This window comes from Pseudomonas brassicacearum (assembly GCF_003732225.1).
Lineage (GTDB): Bacteria > Pseudomonadota > Gammaproteobacteria > Pseudomonadales > Pseudomonadaceae > Aquipseudomonas > Aquipseudomonas brassicacearum_E.
On record NZ_MOBJ01000014.1, the window covers coordinates 44,406 to 71,052 of the forward strand.

Annotated in this window: 21 protein-coding genes; 20 read left to right on the forward strand and 1 reads right to left on the reverse strand. The window is 59.0% G+C overall.

Annotated elements, in window-relative coordinates; translation table 11 throughout:
- Positions 1 to 89 precede the first annotated feature (89 nt).
- The 12 genes from edd (at position 90) to BK659_RS20010 (ending at position 14,853) form a co-directional block, all read left to right on the forward strand.
- Entirely contained in the window at positions 90 to 1,916 is a 1,827-nt protein-coding gene (gene edd, locus BK659_RS19955; RefSeq protein ID WP_123426687.1) for a phosphogluconate dehydratase, read from the forward strand.
- Positions 1,913 to 2,863: a glucokinase gene (locus BK659_RS19960; protein WP_123426688.1), complete on the forward strand. Its 951-nt coding sequence runs from the start codon at positions 1,913 to 1,915 to the stop codon at positions 2,861 to 2,863. Before edd ends, BK659_RS19960 begins: the two co-directional genes overlap by 4 nt.
- Before the next feature lie 179 nt (positions 2,864 to 3,042).
- Positions 3,043 to 3,774, forward strand: coding sequence for a response regulator (locus tag BK659_RS19965; RefSeq protein ID WP_019693222.1), 732 nt, complete (start codon positions 3,043 to 3,045; stop codon positions 3,772 to 3,774).
- Positions 3,775 to 3,805: 31 nt separating this feature from the next.
- Entirely contained in the window at positions 3,806 to 5,233 is a 1,428-nt protein-coding gene (locus tag BK659_RS19970; RefSeq protein WP_404942540.1) for an ATP-binding protein, read from the forward strand.
- Between the two features lie 228 nt (positions 5,234 to 5,461).
- On the forward strand, positions 5,462 to 6,721 hold the full coding sequence (locus BK659_RS19975; protein WP_123426690.1) for a D-mannose isomerase: 1,260 nt from the start codon (positions 5,462 to 5,464) through the stop codon (positions 6,719 to 6,721).
- Positions 6,722 to 6,837: 116 nt separating this feature from the next.
- Positions 6,838 to 8,130, forward strand: a complete 1,293-nt coding sequence (locus BK659_RS19980; protein ID WP_123426691.1) for an ABC transporter substrate-binding protein — start codon at positions 6,838 to 6,840, stop codon at positions 8,128 to 8,130.
- Between the two features lie 155 nt (positions 8,131 to 8,285).
- Positions 8,286 to 9,194, forward strand: coding sequence for a carbohydrate ABC transporter permease (locus BK659_RS19985; RefSeq protein ID WP_123426692.1), 909 nt, complete (start codon positions 8,286 to 8,288; stop codon positions 9,192 to 9,194).
- Positions 9,187 to 10,032, forward strand: a complete 846-nt coding sequence (locus tag BK659_RS19990) for a carbohydrate ABC transporter permease (protein ID WP_123426693.1) — start codon at positions 9,187 to 9,189, stop codon at positions 10,030 to 10,032. The genes BK659_RS19985 and BK659_RS19990 overlap by 8 nt, the downstream gene beginning before the upstream one ends.
- Positions 10,033 to 10,035: 3 nt before the next feature.
- Entirely contained in the window at positions 10,036 to 11,196 is a 1,161-nt protein-coding gene (locus BK659_RS19995) for an ABC transporter ATP-binding protein (protein WP_123426694.1), read from the forward strand.
- A gap of 192 nt (positions 11,197 to 11,388) precedes the next feature.
- Positions 11,389 to 12,735, forward strand: a complete 1,347-nt coding sequence (locus tag BK659_RS20000) for a carbohydrate porin (protein WP_123426695.1) — start codon at positions 11,389 to 11,391, stop codon at positions 12,733 to 12,735.
- A gap of 118 nt (positions 12,736 to 12,853) precedes the next feature.
- Positions 12,854 to 13,708, forward strand: coding sequence for a D-hexose-6-phosphate mutarotase (locus BK659_RS20005; protein WP_123426696.1), 855 nt, complete (start codon positions 12,854 to 12,856; stop codon positions 13,706 to 13,708).
- 185 nt (positions 13,709 to 13,893) lie between these two features.
- Positions 13,894 to 14,853: a MerR family transcriptional regulator gene (locus BK659_RS20010; protein ID WP_123426697.1), complete on the forward strand. Its 960-nt coding sequence runs from the start codon at positions 13,894 to 13,896 to the stop codon at positions 14,851 to 14,853.
- A gap of 3 nt (positions 14,854 to 14,856) precedes the next feature.
- Here the strand turns inward: BK659_RS20010 and BK659_RS20015 are convergent, their stop codons facing one another.
- A complete protein-coding gene (locus BK659_RS20015) occupies positions 14,857 to 15,462 on the reverse strand; it encodes a hypothetical protein (RefSeq protein WP_123426698.1) in 606 nt (201 codons plus the stop codon).
- 324 nt (positions 15,463 to 15,786) lie between these two features.
- On the opposite strand from BK659_RS20015, the gene BK659_RS20020 reads away from it, so the two are divergent.
- From BK659_RS20020 to BK659_RS20055, 8 genes are all read left to right on the forward strand, one after another.
- Complete coding sequence (locus tag BK659_RS20020) at positions 15,787 to 16,242, forward strand: flavodoxin (RefSeq protein WP_123426699.1); 456 nt, start codon at positions 15,787 to 15,789, stop codon at positions 16,240 to 16,242.
- Positions 16,243 to 16,433: 191 nt separating this feature from the next.
- Positions 16,434 to 17,216: a class II aldolase/adducin family protein gene (locus BK659_RS20025; protein ID WP_123426700.1), complete on the forward strand. Its 783-nt coding sequence runs from the start codon at positions 16,434 to 16,436 to the stop codon at positions 17,214 to 17,216.
- Positions 17,216 to 18,118, forward strand: a complete 903-nt coding sequence (locus BK659_RS20030) for an alpha/beta fold hydrolase (RefSeq protein WP_123426701.1) — start codon at positions 17,216 to 17,218, stop codon at positions 18,116 to 18,118. Before BK659_RS20025 ends, BK659_RS20030 begins: the two co-directional genes overlap by 1 nt.
- A 143-nt stretch (positions 18,119 to 18,261) precedes the next feature.
- The gene (locus BK659_RS20035; RefSeq protein WP_123426702.1) at positions 18,262 to 19,173 is read left to right on the forward strand and encodes an SDR family oxidoreductase; all 912 of its coding nucleotides are present in this window, start codon (positions 18,262 to 18,264) and stop codon (positions 19,171 to 19,173) included.
- 713 nt (positions 19,174 to 19,886) lie between these two features.
- Positions 19,887 to 21,680, forward strand: coding sequence for a DUF1302 domain-containing protein (locus tag BK659_RS20040; protein WP_123426703.1), 1,794 nt, complete (start codon positions 19,887 to 19,889; stop codon positions 21,678 to 21,680).
- A 22-nt stretch (positions 21,681 to 21,702) separates the two neighbouring features.
- Positions 21,703 to 23,070 (forward strand): DUF1329 domain-containing protein, encoded by a 1,368-nt coding sequence (locus tag BK659_RS20045; RefSeq protein WP_123426704.1) that lies wholly within the window; start codon positions 21,703 to 21,705, stop codon positions 23,068 to 23,070.
- Between the two features lie 208 nt (positions 23,071 to 23,278).
- Positions 23,279 to 25,834, forward strand: a complete 2,556-nt coding sequence (locus BK659_RS20050; protein ID WP_123426705.1) for a LuxR C-terminal-related transcriptional regulator — start codon at positions 23,279 to 23,281, stop codon at positions 25,832 to 25,834.
- Between the two features lie 225 nt (positions 25,835 to 26,059).
- Positions 26,060 to 26,407: a hypothetical protein gene (locus tag BK659_RS20055; RefSeq protein WP_123426706.1), complete on the forward strand. Its 348-nt coding sequence runs from the start codon at positions 26,060 to 26,062 to the stop codon at positions 26,405 to 26,407.
- The last annotated feature ends 240 nt before the right edge of the window (positions 26,408 to 26,647 follow it).

The window sequence follows — 26,647 nt, forward strand, 5'->3', positions numbered from 1 at the left end:
AGAAAACCGTCAGCGCTGCACGCGTTGACGCCTCTTGATCAGCATAGACACGAACAGGTCGCCACATCCGTTAGCCTGGAGTTCTACACATGCATCCCCGCGTACTTGAGGTCACTGAACGGCTTGTCACCCGTAGCCGCGCTACCCGTGAGGCCTACCTTGCATTGATTCGCGGCGCCGCCAGCGATGGCCCGATGCGCGGCAAGCTGCAATGCGCCAACTTCGCCCACGGCGTGGCCGGGTGCGGCACCGAAGACAAGCAAAGCTTGCGGATGATGAACGCCGCCAACGTGGCAATTGTTTCGTCATATAACGACATGCTCTCGGCGCATCAGCCGTACGAGCACTACCCGGAACAAATCAAACACGCGCTGCGCGAGATCGGTTCGGTCGGCCAGTTCGCCGGCGGCGTGCCAGCGATGTGTGACGGTGTGACTCAGGGCGAGCCGGGCATGGAACTGGGCATCGCCAGCCGCGAGGTGATCGCGATGTCGACCGCCGTGGCGCTGTCCCACAACATGTTCGATGCGGCGATGATGCTCGGCATCTGCGACAAGATCGTGCCGGGCCTGATGATGGGCGCGCTGCGTTTTGGTCATCTGCCGACTATTTTCGTTCCGGGCGGACCGATGGTGTCGGGGATTTCCAACAAGGAAAAAGCCGACGTCCGTCAGCGTTACGCCGAGGGCAAGGCCAGCCGTGAAGAGCTGCTGGAATCGGAAATGAAGTCCTACCACAGCCCTGGTACCTGCACCTTTTACGGTACCGCCAACACCAACCAGTTGCTGATGGAAGTCATGGGCCTGCACTTGCCGGGCGCCTCTTTCGTCAACCCGAACACGCCGTTGCGCGACGCCCTGACCCGTGAAGCCGCACACCAGATCACCCGTCTGACCAAGCAAAGCGGCAACTTCATGCCGATCGGCGAAATCGTCGACGAGCGTTCGCTGGTCAACTCGATTGTTGCGCTGCACGCCACGGGCGGCTCGACCAACCACACTCTGCACATGCCGGCCATCGCCATGGCAGCCGGTATTCAACTGACCTGGCAGGACATGGCCGACCTCTCCGAGGTGGTGCCGACCCTGAGCCACGTCTACCCGAACGGCAAGGCTGACATCAACCACTTCCAGGCCGCGGGCGGCATGTCGTTCCTGATCCGCGAACTGCTGGAAGCCGGTCTGCTCCACGAAAACGTCAACACCGTGGCCGGGCATGGCCTGAGTCGCTACACCCAGGAACCGTTCCTGGAAAACGGTGAGCTGGTATGGCGAGAAGGCCCGATCGAAAGCCTTGATGAAAACATTCTGCGCCCAGTCGCCCGTGCATTCTCGCCAGAAGGCGGCCTGCGGGTGATGGAAGGCAACCTCGGTCGTGGGGTGATGAAAGTCTCGGCCGTGGCGCCGGAGCATCAAGTGGTCGAAGCGCCGGCAATGGTTTTCCAGGATCAGCAAGACCTGGCCGATGCGTTCAAGGCAGGTCTGCTGGAGAAGGACTTTGTCGCGGTGATGCGCTTCCAGGGCCCACGCTCCAACGGCATGCCGGAACTGCACAAAATGACGCCGTTCCTCGGGGTGCTGCAGGACCGTGGCTTCAAGGTCGCGCTGGTCACTGATGGGCGGATGTCCGGTGCGTCGGGGAAAATCCCGGCGGCCATTCACGTCAGCCCGGAAGCCTATGTCGGCGGTGCTTTGGCACGCGTGCAAGAGGGCGATATCATCCGCGTCGATGGCGTCCACGGCACCTTGCAGCTTATGGTGGATGCCGATGAATTTGCCGCTCGCACACCGGCTAAAGGCCTGCTGGACAACGGCATTGGCTGCGGTCGTGAGTTGTTTGGCTTCATGCGCATGGCCTTCAGCTCGGCAGAGCAGGGCGCCAGCGCCTTTACCTCTGCCCTGGAGACCCTTAAGTGAAACTAGCGCTGGTCGGTGACATTGGTGGAACCAATGCGCGTTTTGCGTTGTGGAAAAACCAGCAGCTGGAGTCGATCCAGGTGCTGGCGACAGCCGACTATGCCTGCCCGGAAGACGCCATCGGCGTCTACCTGAACGGCCTCGGCCTGGCGCCCGGTTCGATTGGCGCGGTGTGCCTGTCGGTGGCCGGTCCGGTCAGCGGTGATGAGTTTCGCTTCACCAACAACCATTGGCGGCTGAGTCGCAAGGCCTTTTGTCAGACCTTGCAGGTCGATCAGCTATTGCTGGTCAACGACTTCTCGGCCATGGCACTGGGCATGACGCGCCTGCAACCGGGTGAGTTTCGGGTGGTCTGCGAAGGCACGCCGGAGCCGTTGCGCCCGGCGGTGGTGATCGGTCCCGGAACCGGCCTCGGTGTTGGTACCTTGCTTGATCTTGGCGAAGGCCGTTGGGCCGCATTGCCGGGGGAGGGTGGGCATGTCGACTTGCCGCTGAGCAGTCCGCGAGAAACCCAACTCTGGCAGCACATCTACAGCGAGATCGGTCACGTCAGCGCCGAAACAGCGTTGAGCGGCAGCGGTTTGCCGCGCGTCTATCGGGCGATCTGTGCCGTGGACGGGCATGAACCTGTGCTCGATACCCCGGAAGCCATCACCGCCGCAGGCCTTGCTGGCGACCCGATTGCCCTGGAAGTGCTCGAGCAGTTCTGCTGCTGGCTCGGCCGGGTGGCCGGCAACAACGTGCTGACCACCGGTGGACGTGGCGGTGTGTACATCGTCGGTGGGGTGATTCCACGGTTTGCCGATTTCTTTCTCAAAAGTGGTTTTGCTCGTTGCTTCGCCGACAAGGGTTGCATGAGCGAGTACTTCAACGGCATTCCGGTCTGGCTGGTGACCGCACCGTATTCCGGGTTGACTGGTGCGGGTGTGGCACTCGACCAGGCTTGAGACCGCGTCGACTTCATCGCGAGCAAGCTCGCTCCCACAAGGGTTATGTACACATTTTGAATGTATGCAAGTAACCCTGTGGGAGCGAGCTTGCTCGCGATGAGGCCCTGACAGGCAACATAGATCCATGAACGATCAGGCATAATCCGCCCCAACACTAACAACAAGGACGCCGCCCCGTGAGCTCAGTCAACAAGTCGATTTTGTTGGTCGATGACGATCAAGAGATACGCGAGTTGCTGGACACCTACCTCAGCCGCGCAGGCTTTCAGGTGCGGACCACGCCTGATGGCGCCGGGTTTCGCCAGGCGCTGAACGAGGCGCCGAGTGATCTGGTGATCCTTGATGTGATGCTGCCGGACGAAGACGGCTTCAGCCTGTGTCGCTGGATTCGCCAGCACCCGCGTCAGGCCCAGGTGCCGATCATCATGCTCACCGCCAGTTCCGACGAAGCCGACCGGGTCATTGGCCTGGAGCTCGGCGCTGACGATTACCTTGGCAAACCCTTCAGTCCCCGTGAATTGCAGGCACGAATCAAAGCCTTGCTACGGCGTGCTCAGTTCGGTCAGGAGCGTTCCGGGGGTGAGGTGCTGGCCTTCGATGAATGGCGGCTGGACATGGTCAGCCATCGGCTGTTCCACACCGACGGCGAAGAGGTGATTCTCTCTGGAGCCGATTTCGCGCTACTGAAACTCTTCCTCGATCACCCGCAGGAAATTCTCGACCGCGACACCATCGGCAATGCCACCCGTGGCCGTGACCTGATGCCGCTCGATCGCATCGTCGACATGGCCGTCAGCCGTTTGCGTCAGCGATTGCGCGATACCGAAAAACCTCCACGCTTGATCCGCACCGTGCGCGGCAGCGGCTATCAACTGGCCGCCAATGTGGTCGCCAGCAATGGTCACTGAGTTCTTCACGCGCCTGATACGGCGGATGCCGGTGCCGCGTTCGCTGCTCGGGCGGATGTTGCTCTTGACCCTGCTGGCAGTATTGTTCGCGCAGACGCTGTCGAGCGTGATCTGGGTCTCGCAATTGCGTGCCACGCAGTTGGAAGGGCTGGTTACCGCCGCCCGCAGCCTGGCGCATTCGATGACTGCCAGCGTCAGTTACTTTCGTTCCTTGCCGGTAGCGTATCGACCGTTGGTTCTCGACCAGTTGCGCAGCATGGGCGGTACCCGTTTCGTGGTGACGCTCAACGACAAACCGCTGGAAATGCAGTTGTTACCGCCGACCCCGCGCAAAGAAGCGGTGCTGGCGGCAGTGGATGAAGTGCTGCGGCAATCGCTGGGCGCAGACACCGATATCTCGGTGCAATTCGTCAGCCCGGACGATCTGCGGATCTTCAATGGCGGTTTGAAACTCGATGAATTGCCGCGCTCTTGGGCGCACTACGCACTGACCCTGGAACCGGTCAATCCGCCGGTGCTGGTCACCCAGATCAAACTGGCCCAGGGCGAATGGCTGTACATCGCCTCGCTGTTGCCCGAGCCCTATACCAGCCTTGAAGAACAGGGGCTGCCTTCGCAGCAGGTCTGGTTCATCGTGCTCACCAGTGGATTTCTGTTGTTGTTCATTGGTCTGTTGGTGCACTGGCAGAGCCGGCCACTCAAGCGCCTGGCACGGGCGGCGCGGGACATGTCGCTGGGCGCCGAAGTGGAACCGGTGGCCGAGGGCGGCGGCAGTGAGGTGGTCGAAGTCGGCCGCGCCTTCAACGCTATGCGCGCGCGCATCAGCCGCTACCTGACTGAGCGCAGCCAGTTGTTCAGTGCGATTTCCCATGACTTGCGCACCCCCATCACTCGTCTGCGACTGCGGGTCGAGCTGCTGGAGGATGAGCGGCTGCAAGCCAAGTTCGGGCGTGATCTGGATGAGCTGGAGCTGTTGGTCAAAGGCGCGCTGCAATGCGTCAAGGACACCGACATCCACGAAAACATCGAGCCGGTGGACCTCAACCATGTGCTCGATTGCCTGGTCGAGCCTTACCTGGCACCCAATGGCAATGGCCGCGTGACCCAGCAGGGGCGGGCGCTGGCGCCGTATCCCGGTAAGCCGTTGGCGCTCAAACGCTGCATCGGCAACCTGATCGACAACGCCCTCAAGTATGGGCAGTACGCGCATTTGCACATCGACGACGATGACGCTGCGTTCATCCTGCACGTCGATGACGAAGGGCCGGGAGTGCCTGAGCAGCGACTGGAGCAGGTGTTCGAACCGCACTTTCGTTTGGCCGGGCAGCAGCAGGGTTATGGGCTGGGGTTGGGCATCGCGCGCAACATTGCCCATAGTCATGGTGGTGAAGTGAGTTTGCAGAATTTGCGCGAGGGTGGGTTAAGGGTGACGTTGCAGTTGCCGCGCAGTGTTGATTAAAAAGACCGCGTTATCGTTCATCGCGAGCAAGCTCGCTCCCACAGTGGTTCCGCGTCGTACACAAATCCAATGTGGGAGCGAGCTTGCTCGCGATGGCGTCAGTCCCTTCAACACATTCCTCAAGGCCAATGTCACAAGTCAGTGACATACCCAGCCGGCTTCGTTACCTGCGCCTTCCCACACGTTGTTTAGACTCATCTGCAGTCATAACAACAAAAAAGGCACCCCATGAACACCACCCCTACTGCCTTCAGCAGTTGGCTGAACGCGCCTGCCCATCAGCAATGGCTGGCTGACGAAGGCCTGCGCCTGCTGGCTTTCGCCAAGGCATCGAAGCTGCCCGAAGGCTTCGGCAATCTGGATGAATACGGTCGCCTGCCGGCCAACGCCCAGGCACACACCATGAACACCGCACGCATGACTCACAGCTTCGCCATGGCGCACATTCAGGGCTTGCCGGGATTTGCCGAGCTGGTGGATCACGGCATCGACGCCCTCAATGGCCCGCTGCGTGACGCCGAATTCGGTGGCTGGTTTGCGGCGCCCGATCACCGTGATGGCGATACCGGCAAGGCCGCTTACCTGCATGCTTTCGTGGCACTCGCGGCGAGTTCTGCGGTGGTCGCCCAAAGGCCCGGTGCACAAGCCTTGCTGAGTGATGCCATCGCGATCATCGAACAGCATTTCTGGAGCGAAGAGGAGGGCGCGATGCGCGAATCCTTCAACCGCGACTGGAGCGAAGAGGAACGCTATCGCGGCGCCAACAGCAACATGCACGCCACCGAAGCCTTTCTTGCGCTGGCCGATGTCACCCAGGACAGCCGTTGGTTGAACCGCGCCTTGCGGATTGTCGAGCGGGTGATTCACGGGCATGCGGCGCAAAATCAGTATTTGGTGGTCGAGCATTTCGATCTGCACTGGCAACCGTTGCACGGCTACAACCAGGCCAATCCGGCCGACGGTTTCCGACCTTACGGCACCACGCCGGGCCATGGTTTCGAATGGTCACGGCTGCTGTTGCACCTCGAAGCAGCACGCGTGCAGGCCGGCATGCTGACACCTGGCTGGCTGCTGATCGACGCGCAACAACTCTTCGCCCACAACTGCCTTCACGGTTGGGACGTCGATGGCGCGCCCGGCATTGTCTACACCCTCGACTGGGACAATCGCCCCGTTGTGCGCCAGCGCTTGCACTGGGTTCACTGCGAAGCCAGCGCTGCCGCCAGCGCACTGCTCAAGCGCACCGGTGAGGCGCAGTACGAAACCTGGTATCGGTGCTTCTGGGAGTTCAGCGACAGCTGTCTGATTGACCGAATCCACGGCAGCTGGCACCACGAACTTGACCCGCAAAACCGCCCGAGCGCCGAGATCTGGGGCGGCAAGCCAGACCTCTATCACGCCTGGCAAGCGGTGTTGATTCCACGCTTGCCGCTGGCGCCGAGCATGGCCAGTGCATTGGCTCAAGGCTCTACCTCGGGACTTGTGTAACCATGCGGTGACATTTTGCCGTCGCTTCGTTACCTGCGAGGCGGACTACGCTGTTTAAACTCCTTTGCAGCGCAAGCACCAGACTTGCATGCATAACAACAAGAAAGGTACTTCAGATGAATGCGATTTCTCGCCTCGCCACTGTCATTTCTCTTGCCTCAATGTTTCCCCTCAGCGCTCTTGCCGCCGATTCCAAAGGTTCCGTGGAAGTCGTGCACTGGTGGACTTCGGGTGGTGAAAAAGCAGCGGTCGATGTCCTCAAGGCTCAAGTCGAAAAAGACGGCTTCACCTGGAAGGACGGTGCGGTCGCCGGCGGCGGTGGCGCTACGGCCATGACCGTACTCAAAAGCCGCGCCGTGGCCGGTAACCCACCGGGTGTTGCACAAATCAAAGGCCCGGACATTCAGGAGTGGGGCAGCACTGGCCTGCTTAGCACCGACGCCCTGAAAGGCGTTTCCAAAGCTGAAAACTGGGATGGCCTGCTCTCGAAGAAAGTCTCCGACACCGTCAAGTACGAAGGTGATTACGTCGCGGTTCCGGTGAACATTCACCGCGTCAACTGGCTGTGGATCAACCCGGCAGTCTTCAAGAAAGCCGGTATCGAAAAAGCCCCGACCACCCTCGAAGAATTCTATGCCGCTGGTGACAAACTGAAAGCTGCCGGCTTCATTGCCCTGGCCCACGGTGGTCAGCCTTGGCAGGACAGCACCGTGTTTGAAGACGTGGTGCTCTCGGTCATGGGCGCTGAGGGTTACAAGAAAGCCCTGGTCGATTTGGACCAGAAAACCCTTTCCGGCCCGGAAATGGTCAAGTCCTTCACCGAGCTGAAAAAACTCACCGGTTACATGGACCCCAACCGCGCGGGTCGTGACTGGAACATCGCTGCCGCCGATGTCATCAACGGCAAGGCTGGCATGCAGATGATGGGTGACTGGGCCAAGAGCGAATGGACCGCCGCGCACAAGGTAGCGGGCAAGGACTATCAGTGCGTGCCGTTCCCGGGCACTGAAAAAGCCTTCACCTACAACATCGACTCCCTCGCGGTGTTCAAGCTCAAGGCCGATCGCACCGGCGATATCGCTGCTCAACAGGACCTGGCCAAGGTCGCGCTGGGTAAAGACTTCCAGAAGGTCTTCAGCATCAACAAGGGTTCGATCCCGGTTCGCACCGACATGCTCAATGACATGAGCACCCTGGGTTTCGACTCCTGCGCCCAGGCGTCGGCCAAGGATTTCCTGGCTGACGAGAAGACCGGCGGCCTGCAACCGAGCATGGCGCACAACATGGCCACGTCCCTGGCGGTACAGGGCGCGATCTTCGATGTGGTGACCAACTTCATGAACGACAAGAGCGCTGACCCGGCCAAGGCCAGCGCCCAACTGGCATCGGCCATCAAAGCCGCCCAGTAATCCCTGACGCCGCGTGACCCTGTGGGAGCGAGCCTGCTCGCGATAGCTGACTGACATTCAACAGAGATGTCGACTGTTTTACCGCTATCGCGAGCAGGCTCGCTCCCACAAGGGGTCACTGTGCGCATTCACTTCTCTTCACCTGGATTATCCCGATGAGCTCTGTGGCGGTTTTCAGCAAAGCCTCACCGTTCGACGCATTGCAGCGCTGGCTTCCCAAACTGGTTTTGGCGCCGAGCATGCTGATCGTCCTGGTTGGCTTTTACGGTTACATCATCTGGACATTCGTTTTGTCCTTCACCAACTCCAGCTTCATGCCGAGCTACAAGTGGGTCGGCCTGCAGCAGTACATCCGGTTGATGGAAAACGACCGCTGGTGGGTCGCGAGCAAGAACCTCGCGGTCTTCGGTGGCATGTTCATCGGCATCAGCCTGGTGCTCGGGGTGTTTCTGGCGGTGCTGCTGGATCAGCGCATTCGCAAGGAAGGCTTCATCCGCACCATCTACCTGTACCCGATGGCGCTGTCGATGATCGTCACCGGTACCGCCTGGAAATGGCTGCTCAACCCGGGCCTGGGTCTGGACAAGATGCTGCGTGACTGGGGCTGGGAAGGCTTCCGCCTGGACTGGCTGGTGGATCAGGATCGCGTGGTTTATTGCCTGGTGATCGCCGCCGTGTGGCAAGCCTCCGGGTTTGTGATGGCGATGTTCCTGGCGGGCCTGCGCGGTGTTGATCAGTCGATCATCCGTGCCGCTCAAGTCGACGGTGCGAGCCTGCCGACCATCTATTTGAAGATCGTCCTGCCGAGCCTGCGTCCGGTGTTTTTCAGTGCCTTCATGATCCTCGCGCACATCGCGATCAAGAGCTTCGACCTGGTGGCGGCGATGACCGCGGGCGGTCCGGGTTATTCCTCCGACCTGCCGGCGATGTTCATGTATTCCTTCACCTTCAGCCGTGGCCAGATGGGCATCGGTTCGGCGAGCGCAATGATGATGCTCGGCGCGATCCTGGCGATTCTGGTGCCGTACCTGTACTCCGAACTGCGAGGCAAGCGCCATGAGTAATCAGCCTGGCAAACCTGCCATCAGCTTTAGCCGCATAGCGATCTACGCGACCTTGTTGCTGGCCGCTGCGATCTACCTGATCCCGTTGGTGGTGATGCTGCTGACCAGCTTCAAATCCCCGGAAGACATCCGCACCGGCAACCTCTTGAGCTGGCCGCAAGTGATTGACGGTATTGGCTGGATCAAGGCCTGGGACGTCGTGGGCGGCTACTTCTGGAACTCGGTGAAAATCACCGTGCCGGCGGTGCTGATCTCGACCTTCATCGGTGCGATGAACGGCTACGTACTGTCGATGTGGCGCTTCCGTGGTTCGCAACTGTTCTTCGGCCTGCTGTTGTTCGGTTGCTTCCTGCCGTTCCAGACCGTGCTGCTGCCAGCCTCGTTCACCGTCGGCAAACTTGGTTTGGCCAACACCACCACGGGCCTGGTGCTGGTGCACATCGTCTACGGGCTGGCGTTCACCACGCTGTTTTTCCGTAACTACTACGTGAGCATTCCAGATGCGCTGGTGAAAGCGGCGCGGCTCGATGGCGCGGGCTTCTTCACGATCTTCGGGAAGATCCTGCTGCCGATGTCGATCCCGATCGTGATGGTTTGCCTGATCTGGCAATTCACCCAGATCTGGAATGACTTCCTGTTCGGTGTGGTCTTCGCCAGTGGCGATGCCCAGCCAATCACCGTGGCCCTGAACAACCTGGTCAACACCAGCACCGGGGTCAAGGAATACAACGTTGATATGGCGGCGGCGATGATCGCCGGGCTGCCGACACTGCTGGTCTACATATTCGCTGGCAAGTATTTCCTGCGTGGGCTGACGTCCGGCGCGGTCAAGGGGTAGAACATGGCAACTCTCGAATTACGCAACGTCAACAAAACCTACGGCAGCGGCTTGCCGGACACCCTGAAAAACATCGAACTGAAGATCGATGACGGTGAGTTCCTGATCCTTGTCGGCCCATCCGGTTGCGGCAAGTCGACCTTGATGAACTGCATCGCCGGACTTGAAAACATCAGCGGCGGGGCGATTCTGGTGGACGACGCTGACATCAGCGGCATGAGCCCCAAGGATCGCGACATCGCCATGGTGTTCCAGTCCTACGCGCTGTACCCGACCATGAGCGTGCGCGACAACATCGCCTTCGGCCTGAAGATTCGCAAAATGCCGGCCGCCGAAATCGACGAAGAAGTGGCGCGGGTGGCCAAGCTGCTGCAAATCGAACACCTGCTCGGCCGCAAGCCCGGCCAGCTCTCGGGTGGTCAGCAACAGCGCGTGGCGATGGGCCGTGCGCTGGCGCGGCGGCCGAAGATTTATCTGTTCGACGAACCGCTGTCCAACCTCGACGCCAAGCTACGGGTCGAGATGCGTACCGAAATGAAGCTGATGCACCAGCGCCTGAAAACCACCACGGTCTACGTGACTCACGACCAGATCGAAGCCATGACCCTGGGCGACAAGGTGGCGGTGATGAAGGACGGGATCATTCAGCAGTTCGGTACGCCAAAGCAGATCTACAACGACCCGGCCAACCTGTTCGTGGCGAGTTTCATCGGCTCGCCACCGATGAACTTCATCCCGCTGCGTTTGCAACGCAAGGACGGCCGTCTGTTGGCGCTGCTCGACAGCGGCCAGGCGCGTTGCGAGCTGCCGTTGGGCATGCAGGACGCCGGTCTTGAGGACCGCGAAGTGATCCTCGGCATGCGTCCGGAACAAATTGTTCTGGCGAACGGCGAGGCCAATGGTTTGCCGACCATTCGCGCCGAAGTCCAGGTCACCGAGCCGACGGGTCCCGACACCCTGGTGTTCGTCAATCTCAACGAAACCAAGGTCTGCTGCCGCCTGGCGCCGGATGTTGCGCCGGCCGTGGGCGAGACCCTGACCTTGCAATTCGATCCATCGAAAGTGCTGCTGTTCGATGCCAGGACGGGCGAACGCCTGGGGACGGCCGGTCAAGCGCAAACCGGGACTCACAGCGCCAACGTCGCTCAATTCAAAGGGCGCTGAAGATCAAGGTGGGAGCGAGCTTGCTCGCGATGGCTATCTGACATTCAACATCGATGTCGACTGAAACACCGCTATCGCGAGCAAGCTCGCTCCCACAGGGGGATATGCAGCGGGTGGTTTGTCACCCGTCGCAACCGCTGTAAACCGCGTTAGATAAAAACAGTTAATAACAATAAAGACGAGGATGTAGGGATGAAAAAGAACAACAACGCTCAGCTTATCTGCCAATTGTCAGCTGTTGCGGTGCTGATCATGGCCGGTAATGTACACGCGGCTGACGCGTTCAGCGCCGACTCCAAGTGGATGACGGGTGACTGGGGTGGCGAGCGGACCAAGCTGATCGAACAAGGTATCGACATCAAGGCGGATTACGTCGGTGAAGTGGGCGCCAACCTCCACGGCGGCTACAACCACGACAAGACCGCGCGTTATGCCGACCAGTTTGGCCTGGGCGTGGCACTGGACCTGCAAAAGCTGTGGGGCTGGGATAACACCCAGGCCAAGATCCAGCTCACCAACCGTAACGGTCAGAACATCTCCAATGACCGAGTCGGCGACCCGCGTGCCGGCACCTTGAGTTCCTCCCAGGAAGTCTACGGCCGTGGCCATATGGTCCGTCTGACCCAATTGTGGGTCCAGCATCAGTTCCTCGACAATAAACTGGACGTCAAAGCCGGTTATTTCGGTGAAGGTGAAGACTTCAACACCTTCCCTTGCGAATTTCAGAACCTGGCGTTCTGCGGCTCCCAAGCGGGTAACTGGGCGACCGGTATCTGGTTCAACTGGCCGGTCATGCAGGCGGCGGTTCGCGTGAAGTACAACATCACGCCTGAGTTCTATGCGCAGATCGGCGCGTACAACCAGAACCCATCGCAACTGGAGCACGGTAACGGCTTCAAGCTCAGCGGCAGTGGTACCAAGGGCACCGTCTTGCCGGTCGAACTGGTCTGGTCGCCGAAGGTCAACAACCTGCCGGGCGAATACCGTGTCGGTTACTACAAGAGCACTGCCGACGCCAATGACGTCCGTAAAGACGACAATGGCAATGATGCAGCGACCACAGGCAACGCCTTCCGCAGCCATGACAGCAAGCACGGCTACTGGTTTGTGGCGCAGCAACAACTCACCACCCACAACGGTGACGCTTCTCGCGGTCTGAACATTGCGGCCAACGCCACTTTCCACGACAAGGACACCAACGTCGTCGACAACTATCAGTCGCTGATGTTTGTGTACAAGGGCCCATTCGACGCACGTCCAAAAGATGACGTCGGGATCGGTTTTGCCCGTATCCATGTCAACGATGACGTGAAGAAAAACGCCGAGTTGGTCAACGCCGCCAATGGTGTCACCGACTACGACAACCCGCTGTTCTCGCCACTGCGTTCCACCGAGTACAACTACGAGATCAACTACGGTTTCCACGTTACCAACTGGCTGACTGTGCGTCCTAACCTGCAATACATCACTCACCCGGGCGGTGTGGATGAAGTCGACAACGCGCTGGTGGCCGGTTTGAAAATTCAGTCGGTGTTCTAACGCAGCTGCGATAAGCTCCTCTCCATGTGCGCATTTTGCGGACGGCCAAGGCTGTCCGCTTTTTTTTGGGGTGGCGCAGCCTCTCAGGTAGAACACATGATTTTCAGGACCGCGGCACATGCATGAGCATCCGCTACAACGCTTCTTCAAATCCCTGCGCGAGCGTCCGGTGTTTGCCTGGGAGCGCTATCAGCAGCGCGAGGTGCTGGTGATCGACCATCCGCTGTGTCAGGCGGTGTTCAGTCGTCAGGGCGCGCAGTTGCTGCATTTCCAGCCCAAGGGCCAAAAGCCCTGGCTCTGGTGCGCGGCGAAGTGGCCGCATGTCGGGGCGATTCGCGGTGGCGTGCCGGTCTGCTGGCCATGGTATGGCCGTCATCCGAGTGAAAATGCCTGGCCGTCCCATGGTTGGGCGCGGCTGATCGACTGGAAACTGATCGACAGCAGCACCGCTGACGATGGCGTACGTCTGCATTGGCAATTGCAGTTGTGCGACTGGCAAGTGGACCTGCATGCGTACTTGGGTGAGCGTATGGATTTGCGTCTGAGCACCGAGCATCAGGACAGCCTGCCGTGCCAACTGAGCCATGCATTGCACGCCTATTGGCGTATAGGTGATGTTGGTGAGGTAGCGCTGTCTGGGCTCGATGGCGCGCAGGGTTATGACCTGCTCAAACGTGAGTTTTGCGAGCAAAAAGGCGAGTTGCGGGTTGATGGTGGCTGTCAGCGGGTGTTCCAGCAGGAGGGCGAGTTGCAGCTCAAGGATCACGCCTGGCAGCGCCAGTTGTGCATCGATACCGGTGACAGCGCCGACACGGTGGTCTGGCATCCCGGGTCACGACCGCTGCTGGGCGTGAGCTGGAACGAGATCTCGGAGTTTGTCTGCGTAGAGGCGGCCAGCGGTGGCACCGATAGCCTGAGCCTGGCGCCCGGAGAGCGGGCGCATTTGAGTCTGCAGGCGCGGGTGGGGGCTTAGCTCAAGGTGTGAGGCGGGGCTGATGAGGCAATCGCAGGGGTAAAGGGCTGGGTTTAAAAACAAGCAAGGATTATTCCTGGGTTTGCCAAATGCGCCAGACAGTTTGTAGGATATATACCTCTTGCATTGTAGGAAGATGATGAGAGATAAGTAGGATCCAATCTGATACGAGCGTCCCAAACCACATGGTGGCTATCACTGAAGCTTCCCGGATCTTGCAGCCTTCTCGTCTGGAAAAGCTCGAACAAATGTTCCCGATCCGTGAAGTGGCACGCCTGACGGGCGTCAACCCGGTGACCCTGCGGGCCTGGGAGCGGCGTTACGGTTTGATTCAGCCGACACGCACCGAAAGCGGGCATCGTCTGTATTCCATGACCGATATTGAGCGCGTTCAGAGCATTCTTGGCTGGATCGGTCGGGGTGTAGCGGTCAGCAAGGTGGGCAGGATTCTGGCGAAGACCGGTGCGGTTCAGGTGCAGTCGAGCATTATCCCGGATGAGCTGGTTCAGGCCGACTATGCCCAGTGGCAAACTCAGATCAAAGCAGCGCTCGGCAATTTTGACGATGTGGAGTTGGGGCGGATTTATGGCCAGGTATTTTCCACGTATTCACTGACCGTGGTGTTCCAGGACATTTTGATGCCGCAGTGGACGCAGTTACTCCAGCATCACACCCTGTTCGGAGAAACCAGCGAGTGGGTGATGCTGGACGGGTTTCTACGTACCAGAGTTCTTCAGCGGCTGTTTTTGTTGCGAGGTACGCAGCCGTTGCGGGTGGTCGTTTCTGCGATTGATGGACAGTGCCGCAAGCTTGAGTTGCTATTGGCGGCTTTGTATATGGGCAGTGCAGAGGTGGGAATCAGGCTACTGGCACTGGGGCAACCATTTGATGAACTGTCCCTGGTCTGTGACAGGATCAAGCCGCACGCGCTGGTGTTGTTCTCCAATCAAGTGCCGACGCCTGACTTTGTCCGCCGTCTGAATGGGTTGGCGATGGGCCTGGATTGCCGCCTGATGCTGGCCGGTGATTCGGCGGATCTGGCACAGGAGAGCCTGGCCGGGTCGTCGATTGGTTGTCTGGGGAGTGAAGGAGCGTTGATGCAACAGCGTCTGCAGCAGTTCCTCGCGGGAACGCTCGATACCTGATACTCAGATGTGCAAAGCAGGATGTGTCAGGCGATGCTGCTGAAGGATGTACTGACGAAGGCGTTCGGTTTCATCCTTGTCGCTTTGGCTGAGCCGATAGGCGTAATAGCCCTGTTCGGTTTCTCGTTCGTAAGTCCCGCGTAACGCAATGCGTTCGTAGCCCGAAGGGCTGAACCACAGCGCAAAGCTCTTTGGCGGTTTGGTCCGGTTACGGACTTCCAGCAAAATCCCTTTGAATGACACTTCGTGCACCCACAGCGTACCGGGCTGGCCTTTGGCATTCTCCAGGGCTACGGGCTCCTCCAGCGCCAGGCGCCAAGGGCGAACCATCGGGCCGTCCTCGTAAATGCTCGGTACGCCCAGGCGCAAATGCAGCGCATGAAACTCATCCTCCACCAGGTGCAGTGGAAAGGTCATTTGCTGATTTTCGAAGTGTGCCTGGATGGTGACCTGCTCATTGGCCGCCAGGCGTGTCAGCAAGTCGCGGATTTGCGAACCCCCATTAACCAGCAGGCTCGACGTCGCATCGCGCACGTTGAACTGCGGGTTGTGCTGCATGGTCTGGATGAAATCCAGTTCATCCTGAGTCAGGAGGGCATCGCGATGCATGGTTTGCTCGAAAGATATAATTACAAAGTCATTGGTGATTGTAGTTAATGACCATTAATTCGACAGCTTGTTTTGACCGTTTGTCGCTTTGACTGCGTGCAGTTCCGCTTGAACTTCGGCCCGTTGGACTACCCGTTGTGCAATCCGTTGTATCAACTGGGCATTGATCATCAGAAAGTCTTGTCTGCGCTAAATAATGCGCTGCATTTTATGACATGGCTGTGGGCTGTCCACTGGCCGGCAGCGCTAATTGAGAGGCAATCGCAGTTTTTTGGCGTCAGCTGTTAATATTCCGGTCTTTTATTCAGCTTCAGGATCATATTGATGAAAGTCGCCATCCTTTCCGGCTCGGTGTACGGCACGGCTGAAGAAGTCGCCCGGCACGCGGCCAACCTTCTCAAGGCTGCGGGTTTTGAAACCTGGCACAACCCGCGTGCAACCCTGGCGGATATTCAGGCATTTGGCCCGGAGGCCTTTCTGGCCGTGACCTCGACCACTGGCATGGGCGAGTTGCCGGACAACCTGCAACCGCTGTATTCGATGATTCGCGATCAACTGCCCGCGGCCTGGCGCGGTTTGCCTGGTGCAGTGATTGGTCTGGGGGATGCCAGCTACGGCGATACCTTCTGCGGTGGCGGCGAACAAATGCGCGAGCTGTTCGGTGAGTTGGGCGTGCGTGAAGTGCTGCCGATGCTGCGCCTGGACGCCAGCGAAAGCGTGACCCCGGAAACCGACGCCGAACCTTGGCTGGCAGAACTGATCAGCGCTCTGCGCGACTGACCGGGTTGTTGAACCTGTTTGCCGCGCCGCTGTTGGCCCGGGTGTTGTGACAGTGCTCACGTCATTTAGCGGCCGAAAGCTTGCTGACCCGGTAGGTCAGTAAGCTGGCTGCCAATGCAACTACACGAATCCCGACAGCTGACTAGACTGCATTCACACCCACAAAATAATAAGAAACAGAGGTCCTTGCCGTGAGCGTAACCCCCGTTCAATCGACACCCGATGTGAAAGATCAGGTCAGTGCCGCCGAGTGGCAAACCCGTGTTGATCTGGCGGCCTGCTATCGGCTGGTGGCCCTACAGGGTTGGGACGATCTGATTTTCACCCACATCTCGGCCAAGGTGCCGGGCACGGAAGATTTTTTGATCAATCCGTTCGGAATGATGTTTCACGAAATCACCGCTTCGAGCCTGGTCAAAGTCGATCAGGCCGGCAACAAGCTGATGGACAGCCCCTACGAGATCAACCCCGCCGGTTACACCATTCACAGCGCCGTGCACGAAGTGCGTCATGACGTGGTGTGTGTGCTGCATACCCACACGGCCGCCGGTGTGGCGGTTTCCGCGCAGAAGCAGGGCGTGTTGCCCATCAGCCAGCAATCGCTGTTTGTGCTGTCCAGCCTGGGGTATCACGCCTATGAAGGCGTCGCCCTCAACCATGAGGAAAAGGTGCGCCTGCAAGCTGACCTTGGTGAAAACAACTTCCTGATGCTACACAACCACGGACTACTGACCTGCGGCAGCAGCATTGCCGACACCTTTTTGATGATGTTCACCTTCCAGCGCGCTTGCGATATCCAGGTGCTGGCGCAGAACGGCGGGGCTGAACTGATTGCCATCGAACCGCAGATCCTCGCAGGCGCCAAGGCGATGATTGCCGGCGTGACCAAAAGTGCTCAAGGGATGGGCGGCGCACTGGCCTGGCCGGCGTTGCTGCGCAAACTCGATCAACAAGCCCCGGGTTTCAGACTCTAATGCCACTCGCCGAGATCCCTCTGTGCGTCTGGCGCAAACGCGGCCAGAGCTTCGTGTTCCGTGGCCAGACCATCCGCTACTGGGTGGCCGGACAGGGTGACCCGCTGCTGCTGATCCACGGTTTCCCCACTGCCAGCTGGGATTGGCATTATCTGTGGCAGCCATTGGCCCAGCGGTATCGGGTGATTGCTTGCGACATGCTCGGTTTTGGCGACTCGGCCAAGCCGCTGGACCATGAATATTGCCTGTTGGAGCAAGCCGATTTGCAGCAGGCACTGCTGGAACATTTGGGCGTCCGGCAGCCCGTACATCTCCTGGCGCATGATTACGGGGACAGCGTGGCTCAGGAGTTACTGGCGCGGCATGCTGAAGCGCGCATCGAGATTGGCAGTTGTGTGTTCCTCAACGGTGGCCTGTTTCCCGAGACTCATCGGCCGGTGTTGATGCAGAAACTGTTGCTCAGCCCGTTGGGCTGGATGATCGGGCGGGCGTTTAGCCGGGATGGGCTGGTCAAGAGTTTCCGACATATCTTTGGCCCCCAGACCCGTCCGAGTGAAAGCGAGCTGGATGATTTCTGGAGTCTGATCGACAACAATCGCGGCACACGGATCATGCACCGGCTGATCAATTATATTCCACAGCGCCGCATGCAGCGGGATCGCTGGGTCAGGGCCATGCAAGCGAGCACCGTCCCGCTTCGGGTGATCGATGGCGAAGTCGATCCGGTTTCCGGCGGCCACATGGTTGAACGTTACCGGCAACTGATCCCCAATCCGGACACGGTGTTGCTGCCGGGGATTGGTCATTACCCGCAAATCGAAGCGCCGGTTCAGGTGCTCAAACATTACCTGGCGTTTCGTGACCAGGTGGATCCCCCCGCACTGAAAACCGCCTGCTCCTGATTCACGGATCGGCGTAAGCGCATCGTGCGCTCATCATCCTCCTGCCTTATCGCGCACCATTCAGCCTCAGCCCTGTTGATTGTGAGCACTCGCGCCGTGCCTGACACTCGGACTCACTGTCCCTGGTCCGCTGGAGTTTGGTAATGAAAGAGTCTGTTCGCTTCGAAGATAAAGTCGTGATCATCACGGGTGCAGGCGGCGGCCTCGGACGGGCTCATGCACTGTTATTCGCCAGGCAGGGCGCCAGGGTGCTGGTCAACGATCTCGGAGGCTCGGCTCAAGGTGAAGGCGCCAACGCTTCAGCGGCAGACCGTGTAGTCGCGGAAATTCGCGAAGCGGGCGGTATTGCCGAGGCCAACCACGACTCCGTCACCGACGGCGACAAAATTGTGCAGAACGCGCTTGATGCCTTCGGGCGTGTCGACGTGGTGGTCAACAACGCAGGGATTCTGCGTGACAAGACCTTCCACAAAATGGAAGACGGCGATTGGGACCTGGTTTACCGCGTCCATGTCGAAGGTGCCTATAAAGTCACCCGCGCCGCGTGGCCGCACATGCGTGAGCAAAACTACGGTCGAGTGATCTTCACTGCCTCGACGTCGGGCATCTATGGCAATTTCGGTCAGTCCAACTACGGTATGGCCAAACTCGGCCTCTATGGCCTGACCCGAACCCTGGCCATCGAAGGCCGCAAGAACAACATCCTGGTCAACGCCATCGCACCGACGGGCGGCACGCGCATGACCGAAGGCCTGATCCCGCCGCAAGTCTTCGAACAGCTGAAACCGGAACTGGTCAGCCCGCTGGTGGTGTACCTGGGCAGCGAAAACTGCCAGGAAACCTCTGGCCTGTTCGAAGTTGGCGGTGGCTGGATGGGCAAGGTGCGCTGGGAGCGCAGCCTCGGCGCCGGGTTTGATCCGCGTGAGGGGTTCTCACCGGAAGATGTTGCGGCTCACTGGGAGCAGATTTGCGACTTCGAAGGTGCAGCGCATCCCAAGGACAACATTGAGGCGCTGAAGGAAATGATGGCGAATTTGCAGAAGTATTCGCTGTAAACCCGAAGTTTATTAGCGGCCAGCCCTCAATCACCTTCGCTTCTGAACACCCCACATCGAACCCCGTGCTCACGGGGTTCTTTTTTTTTCGCGCATAAAAAAGGCCGCTGCAAACGCAGCGGCCAAGGTAAGACGTTGGATCAAGGAGCTACAAATCAACGTCAGTGAACACGGGGCGATAAACTGAAAAGGTTTCAACTCATCTGGATTCTGTCGCCAGTGAGGCGGGAGGGTCACACCTCGGTACATCGTGCTTTCGGGCCCATTGCCGTGAAAGCCAGGCAAGGATAAGTCCTTATCGTCAAAGGAAAAATAGCGATTCGGGACAATGACTGTTACAGCCTCGGCAACAGTCGCTGCCACATCCATCCGCACACACATATACACCGTAGCAGTTGGCGAAGCCTGCGTTCGGCGGCGAAGCCGTCGTGAATCCAGCGAGCGCGGTGAATCTGGACGAATGAGGTTGCATGTTTTACGACGGCTGCGCCGCCGAACGCAGGCTTCGCCAGCTGCTACGGGATCTGCGTCTGCTCCGCGTCATGCGCGTGACTGATAGCCCTTCATCCAGCCCATCCATGCCCGGCGCAAAGCCCCGGCCCATGCGGGCATTCATCCTTTGGAGGTACAACGCGAATACCTCCTTGGTGCGCTTATCGCGCCCATAGGGCGGCAGTAGGGTGGGGCCTTCTGTCACTCACCGGGGAAGACGCATGACAAAAACAACAATGCGCGCCATCTTCACGCCGCAGACGCTCGCCGTCGCGGTCGCCTTGGGTTGCTGTGCCCAGGCGCAGGCTGTCGATTTCAATATCGGGGAAATCGAGGGCACGTTCGACTCTTCGCTGTCGATCGGCGCGAGCTGGGGCATGCGCGATGCCGACAAGTCGCTGGTGGGCGTCGTCAATGGCGGCACGGGCCAGTCATCGACCGGTGACGATGGGCGTTTGAACTTCAAGAAAGGGCAAGCTTATTCGGAAATCTTCAAGGGCATCCATGACCTCGAACTGAAGTACGGCGATAGCGGGGTCTTCGTGCGGGGTAAATACTGGTACGACTTTGCGCTGCAAAACCGCGACCTGGAGTTCAAGAACGTCAGCAACGACGACCGTAAGGAAGGCGCCAAATCCTCCGGTGGGGAGATTCTCGATGCGTTCGTCTATCACAACTATTCCATCGCCGACCTGCCGGGCACCGTGCGTGCCGGTAAGCAGGTGGTGAGTTGGGGTGAAAGTACCTTTATCGGCAACTCGATCAACAGTATCAACCCAATCGACGTCTCAGCGTTCCGCCGTCCCGGTGCGGAAATCAAGGAAGGCCTGATTCCGGTCAACATGCTGTTTGCCTCCCAAGGGCTTACCGACCAACTGACGGTGGAAGGTTTCTACCAGTTGCAGTGGGACGAGACCGTTCTGGATAACTGCGGCACCTTCTTCGGCGTCGACGTGGCGGCTGAAGGTTGCACCAAGGGTTACACCGTCGGCAGCCCGGCGATTGCACCGTTGCAGCCGATTGCCGCGGCGTTTGGCCAGGGTTTCGAAGTCAGCCGCGAAGGGGTGATCGTCCAGCGCGCCAGCGACCGCGATGCGCGTAATTCCGGGCAGTGGGGGACCGCCTTGCGCTGGCTGGGCGACGATACCGAGTACGGCCTTTACTTCATGAACTACCACAGTCGCACGCCGATCGTCGGCACCATCACCGCGGGCCGCTCGACGCTGTCGGCGCTCCCGGGGATTGTCGGCACCGCCAACGCGATTGCTCCGGGAACCGGCTCTGCTCTGGCGCAAAGCGTGATGCTCGGACGCGGCCAGTATTTCCTCGAATACCCGGAGGACATTCGCCTGTACGGCGCAAGCTTTGCGACCACCTTGCCCACAGGCACTGCGTGGACCGGGGAAATCAGCTATCGGCCGAACGCGCCGATACAGGTCAACACCAATGACCTGACGCTGGCGCTGCTCAATCCGATTGCCGGCGGTGCCGCGTCGCCGATCAAGACCTCGCCGGGCGCGGATAACAGCGGCTACCGGCGCAAGGAAGTGACCCAAGTGCAAAGCACCCTGACGCACTTCTTCGACCAGGTACTCGGCGCGGAGCGCTTGACCGTTGTTGGCGAGGCGGCGGTGGTGCGGGTCGGAGGTCTGGAGCCGCGCAGCCAACTGCGTTACGGCCGTGACTCGGTCTACGGCCAGTACGGTTTCGGTGGTGACACCGGCGGCTTTGTCACCTCGATGTCCTGGGGTTACCGCGCGCGGGCGATCCTCGATTACGCCAACGTGATCGGCGGGGTCAACCTCAAGCCCAACCTCTCCTGGTCGCATGACGTCAGTGGTTACGGGCCCAACGGATTGTTCAACCAGGGTGCCAAGGCCGTGAGCCTTGGGGTCGATGCCGACTACCGCAACACCTACACCGCAAGCCTCAGTTACACCGACTTCTTCGGTGGCCGTTACAACACCCTGACTGACCGCGACTTCCTCGCCTTGAGTGTCGGCGTGAACTTCTGATTTGTCTGAGAAGGATGATTTTATGCGCAAGATTATTCTGCAATGCGGTGCCCTGGCCCTGAGCTTGCTGGCAGCCAACGTGATGGCGGCGGTATCGCCCGAAGAAGCTGGAAAACTGGGCACCAGCCTGACGCCGCTGGGTGCCGAGAAGGCCGGGAACGCCGACGGTTCGATTCCGGCCTGGACCGGTGGCATCCCGAAAAACGCCGGTGCGGTGGACAGCAAAGGCTTTTTGGCGGACCCGTTCGCCAGTGAAAAACCGCTGTTCACCATCACCACGGCCACGGTCGACAAATACAAGGACAAGCTCTCGGACGGGCAGGTGGCGATGTTCAAACGCTACCCGGACACCTACAAGATCCCGGTCTACCCGACCCACCGCACAGTGGCCGTGCCGCCGGACATCTATGAGTCGGCCAAGCGCAGCGCGCTGAACGTCACCAGCATCAACGACGGTAACGGTTTGGCCAACTTCACCGGTAACCGTTACTACGCCTTCCCGATTCCGAAGAATGGCGTCGAGGTGCTGTGGAACCACATCACCCGTTATCACGGCGGCAATCTCAAACGCATCATCACTCAGGTGACCCCGCAGACCAACGGCGCCTACACGCCGATTCGCTTCGAGGAAGAGATCGCCGTACCGCACCTGATCAAGGACATCGATCCGGAAAAAGCCGCCAACGTGCTGACCTTCTTCAAGCAGTCGGTGACCGCGCCAGCACGTTTGGCCGGTAACGTCCTGCTGGTTCACGAAACCCTCGATCAGGTGAAAGAGCCGCGCCTGGCGTGGATCTACAACGCCGGTCAACGTCGCGTACGCCGTGCTCCGCAAGTGGCCTACGACGGACCAGGCACCGCCGCCGACGGCCTGCGGACCTCGGACAACTTCGACATGTTTTCCGGTGCGCCGGATCGCTATGACTGGAAGCTGATCGGCAAGAAGGAAATGTACATTCCGTACAACAGCTACAAGCTCGATTCGCCGAGCCTGAAGTACGACGATGTGATCAAGGCCGGGCACATCAACCAGGACTTGACCCGCTATGAACTGCACCGGGTCTGGGAAATTGTCGGCACGGTCAAACCGAGCGAGCGGCACATCTACGCCAAACGCCACATGTTCCTCGACGAAGACAGCTGGCAAGTCGCGCTGGTGGACCACTACGACGGTCGCGGCCAACTCTGGCGCGTGGCCGAAGGTCATGCCCAGTACTACTACGATCACCAGACACCGGCTTACACCCTGGAAGCGCTCTACGACATCATCGCCGGCCGTTACATCGCCTTGGGGATGAAGAACGAAGAGAAGCACAGCTTCGAGTTCGGCTTCGACGCCAAGGCGGCCGACTACACCCCGGCAGCCTTGCGTGCAGAGGGCGTTCGGTAAGGGTTTTGACACGAGATCACCAGGATCGCAGCCTGCGGCAGCTCCTACGCCGACCCTCTGTAGGAGCTGCCGCAGGCTGCGATCTTTTGGGGTAATCAGACCCGCCGGTCACCTTTTTTATGGGCGCCAATCAGCGTCCTGAATGTTTCTCAACACGGCGCCGGGAGAGGGTTAGGGTTGCGCCACAACTATAAAAAGGCACGCCGCAATGACCGCCATGACTCAGTGTCTGGACCGTCCAGGATTCCTGCCCCGTTTGTCTTCCCAGCACCTGCCCCGCGAGCGCCTGGCGCAACCGTTACTGGCATCGACTGCGCGGGTGAAATTGCTCTGCGCACCGGCTGGCAGCGGTAAAAGCGCGCTGTTCGCCGAGTGCCTGTTGCAGGCACCGCCGCCGTGCACGGTTTATTGGTTGCCCTTGAACGGCGCGCTGCAAAGCCGCGCTGAATTTTGTCGGACGTTGGCGCAGGCGTTAGGGCTTGCGGTGCAAGACGAGCCGAGTCTGTTGGCGTATCTGGCGCATTTGCAGGCACCCACCTGGTTGTTTCTCGATGACTATTGCCGCGTTCCGGCACCAGAGCTCGACGCGCTGCTTGATCGCGTGCTGGCCGTCAGCAGCCCGGCCCTGACGTGGTGGCTGGGCGGGCGTCGACGTCCGCATTGCAACTGGCCGCGGTTGTTGCTCGATGACGATCTGTACGAGTGCGCCAGTGCCGAGCTGGTATTCAACCGCGAAGAAATCCAGCAGTTGATCGAAAAGCTTCCCCATTCGCTGTGTGCGAATGCGAGCGAACGGATCTTTCAGCGCAGCGGTGGTTGGTGCGCCTGCGTGCGAGTAGCCTTGCTCGATGGCAACGGGAGCAGTGTCAGTGAACTCAAGCAGGGGCGTTCGGCGACGTTGCTCGATTACCTGGATCACGAGCTGTTCAGCACCTTGTCACCGGAACTCTCCGAAGCCTGGCGAGTGCTGGCTCATCTACCGTGTTTCAACATCGGGCTCTGCGAACATCTGTTCGGCGCGGGCGAGGGTGGCCACTGGTTACGAACCTTGCAGGAGCTCGGCTGCTTCATCGAGCCCTGGGAAGACTCGGCAGACTGGCTGCAGGTGTTCCCGCCGCTGGCGAAACTGGTACGCGATGATGAATGGGAGGCCGGTCGCTCGTGGCATCGTCGGGCCTGTCAGTGGTTCATTGCACAGCAAGACTGGCAAGTGGCGTTCGAGCAGGCGCTATTGGCCGAAGAGTTTGAGGTCGCGGTCAGCCTGTTGCAGCATTTCAGCTTCGAGCATTTGTTCCAGCATCAGAATGTGCTGTTGCTGCTGCGTCTGCATGAACAGCAAGGTGCCGACCTGATGTTTGGCAGCCCGCAGTTGGTCGGGTTGATCACCGCTGCATTGTTGTTCGCCGGACGCTTCGAACAGGCGGGCGTCTGTATCGAGCAAATGGCCCGATTCGCCCCGCAACCGTCGGCCACGTTGCAGCGTCAACTGGTGGCGCGCTGGCAGGCTCAGCAAGGTTGGTTGTTGCATTTGCAAGGGCGCATGGAACCTGCCCGTGAGCATTTTCTCGATGCGTTGACCGAGCTTTCAGCCTTGGCCTGGCCGGCACGTTTGCTGTGTTTGTCCGGGTTGACTCAGCAAGCCTTGCTCAAGGGTGAACTCGACGTGGCTCAGGCGTTCAATCGCCAGGCGCTGTGTCTGGCGCGGGCGCAAGGGGCGTTGCTGTTCGAGGGCTTGCTGGAGCTCGATCACGCGCAACTGCTGGAGCAGCGCGGTGCACCTCATCGCGCCGAAAGCCTGTTGTGCAGTATCAATCAGTTGCTGTGCGAGCAAGCCAGACATGCCACGCCATTGCTGGGGCGGATTGCCCTGCGTCGGGGGCGATTGGCTCTGTGTCAGGGGCATGACGGGCAAGCTGCCGAGTTTTTCGAGTCAGGACTTCAACTGTGTTTGCGCAGTCAGGACAAGCGCGTGTTGTACGGCTTTTTGGGGTTGGCCCAAGTGGCCGCCAATCAGGGTGATTACGCTCAGGCCTTCGTCCGTTTGCGAGATGCAGAGCGAATGATGCAGCGCCAGCACATTCCCGATACCGTTTATCGCGGTGTCCTGCTGCAAGTCAGCAGCCACTTCTGGTTGCAGCAGGGACGCCCGGAGTTGGCCCACGAAGCCTTGACCCGGGTGCTGCGCCACTATCACGGGCCCGACGCGCGTCAGGCTCCGCCGGCGACGCTGGAGCTGATCCCGGGTATCGAGTACTTGCTGATACTGGCCGATGTGCACTTGCAACGGACGAATGATTCGCAGGTAAAACTCAAGGTATTGCTGGAGCAAGCGCACGAACGTGGTATGCACAGTCTGGAAACGGAACTCCATCTCGTATCGGCTGAGGTGGCTTATCTGACAGGTAATCGAGCCCTGGCCAAGCAAGCCCTGAAAGTGGGCCAGGAATGGGTGAAACGCTGTCATGGTGAGCAGGCGTTACGCGAACTGCGTTTGCGTCAGCCGAACCTGATCGCAGTCCTGGAAGAGACACAAACGCAGTTCGAGAGTGTTGGGTCAGGTCTCAAAGAAAACCCTCTGAGTCTGCGTGAAATGGAAGTGCTCAAGTTGATAGCGTTGGGGTGTTCCAATCAACAGATCGCGGAGCAACTGTTCATTTCGCTGCACACGGTGAAAACCCATGCGCGACGGATACACAGCAAGTTTGGGGTCCAGCGCAGGACGCAAGCAGTGGCTAAGGCCATTATGTTAGGGGGGGTGGTTTAATAGTTGAATGTGTCTGTAGTTAGTGTGCGGAAAGAATAGGCCGATTTTGCTGTAATGGTTGGGCGTTTGACGTGATTGTGGGTTGTTTCAATTGTTGTTTTTACGAATTTAAACAAGTTTGTGAGTGTGCTTGATGTTGTAAGTGTCTATAAATGATTGGGCGGCCAGTTGGTGTTTTGCTTTCTGGTGTCGTTCAATGGGTAATTTATTTATAGGGGCTTTATGATGTCTGATGTTCTTCTCGAAAAAACTCGTATTAAACTGAATCATATTTTCAAGGAGCGTGGTTATGGTCTGGATCCCGATGACACCTTTCTTTCTGGTTGGGTTATCAATGATCTAAAACAGGAAGTTGTCTCTTACTCAGAGTCTCTGACGTGGGCTGTCATGGAGAAAGTGCAGCACGATGAGCTTCCGTCATTCGATGAAAAGTCCGCCGGTATTTTTTCTATTCGATGGAGCATGGATCTGAAATATCGTGTGGATCCACGTGTGCTGGATGTCAGGGAGCTTAATAGGATCTGTCATGGGATTGTTATTGAGTTCAGGAAAGAAAAGTTCTTCGCTGATTAAGAGCAGGTTCATACTGTTACATTCGATAAAAATCCATGCGCGACGGATGAATGAGAGGGGTGGGGGAGGCAGAACTCAGTCTCTCAGGCTGTTGCTGAGGCAAAGCTATTTGGTAGTTTTGTTCAACGCGGAGTCGTTGGGTCGGTGGGTGGTAATTTGCTGTTCTATAAAACACCAAAAGGAAGAGTGTGTGGGTATTGATGTTTTAACGAAAGTTGCAGGCGATAAGGTTTAGGAAGA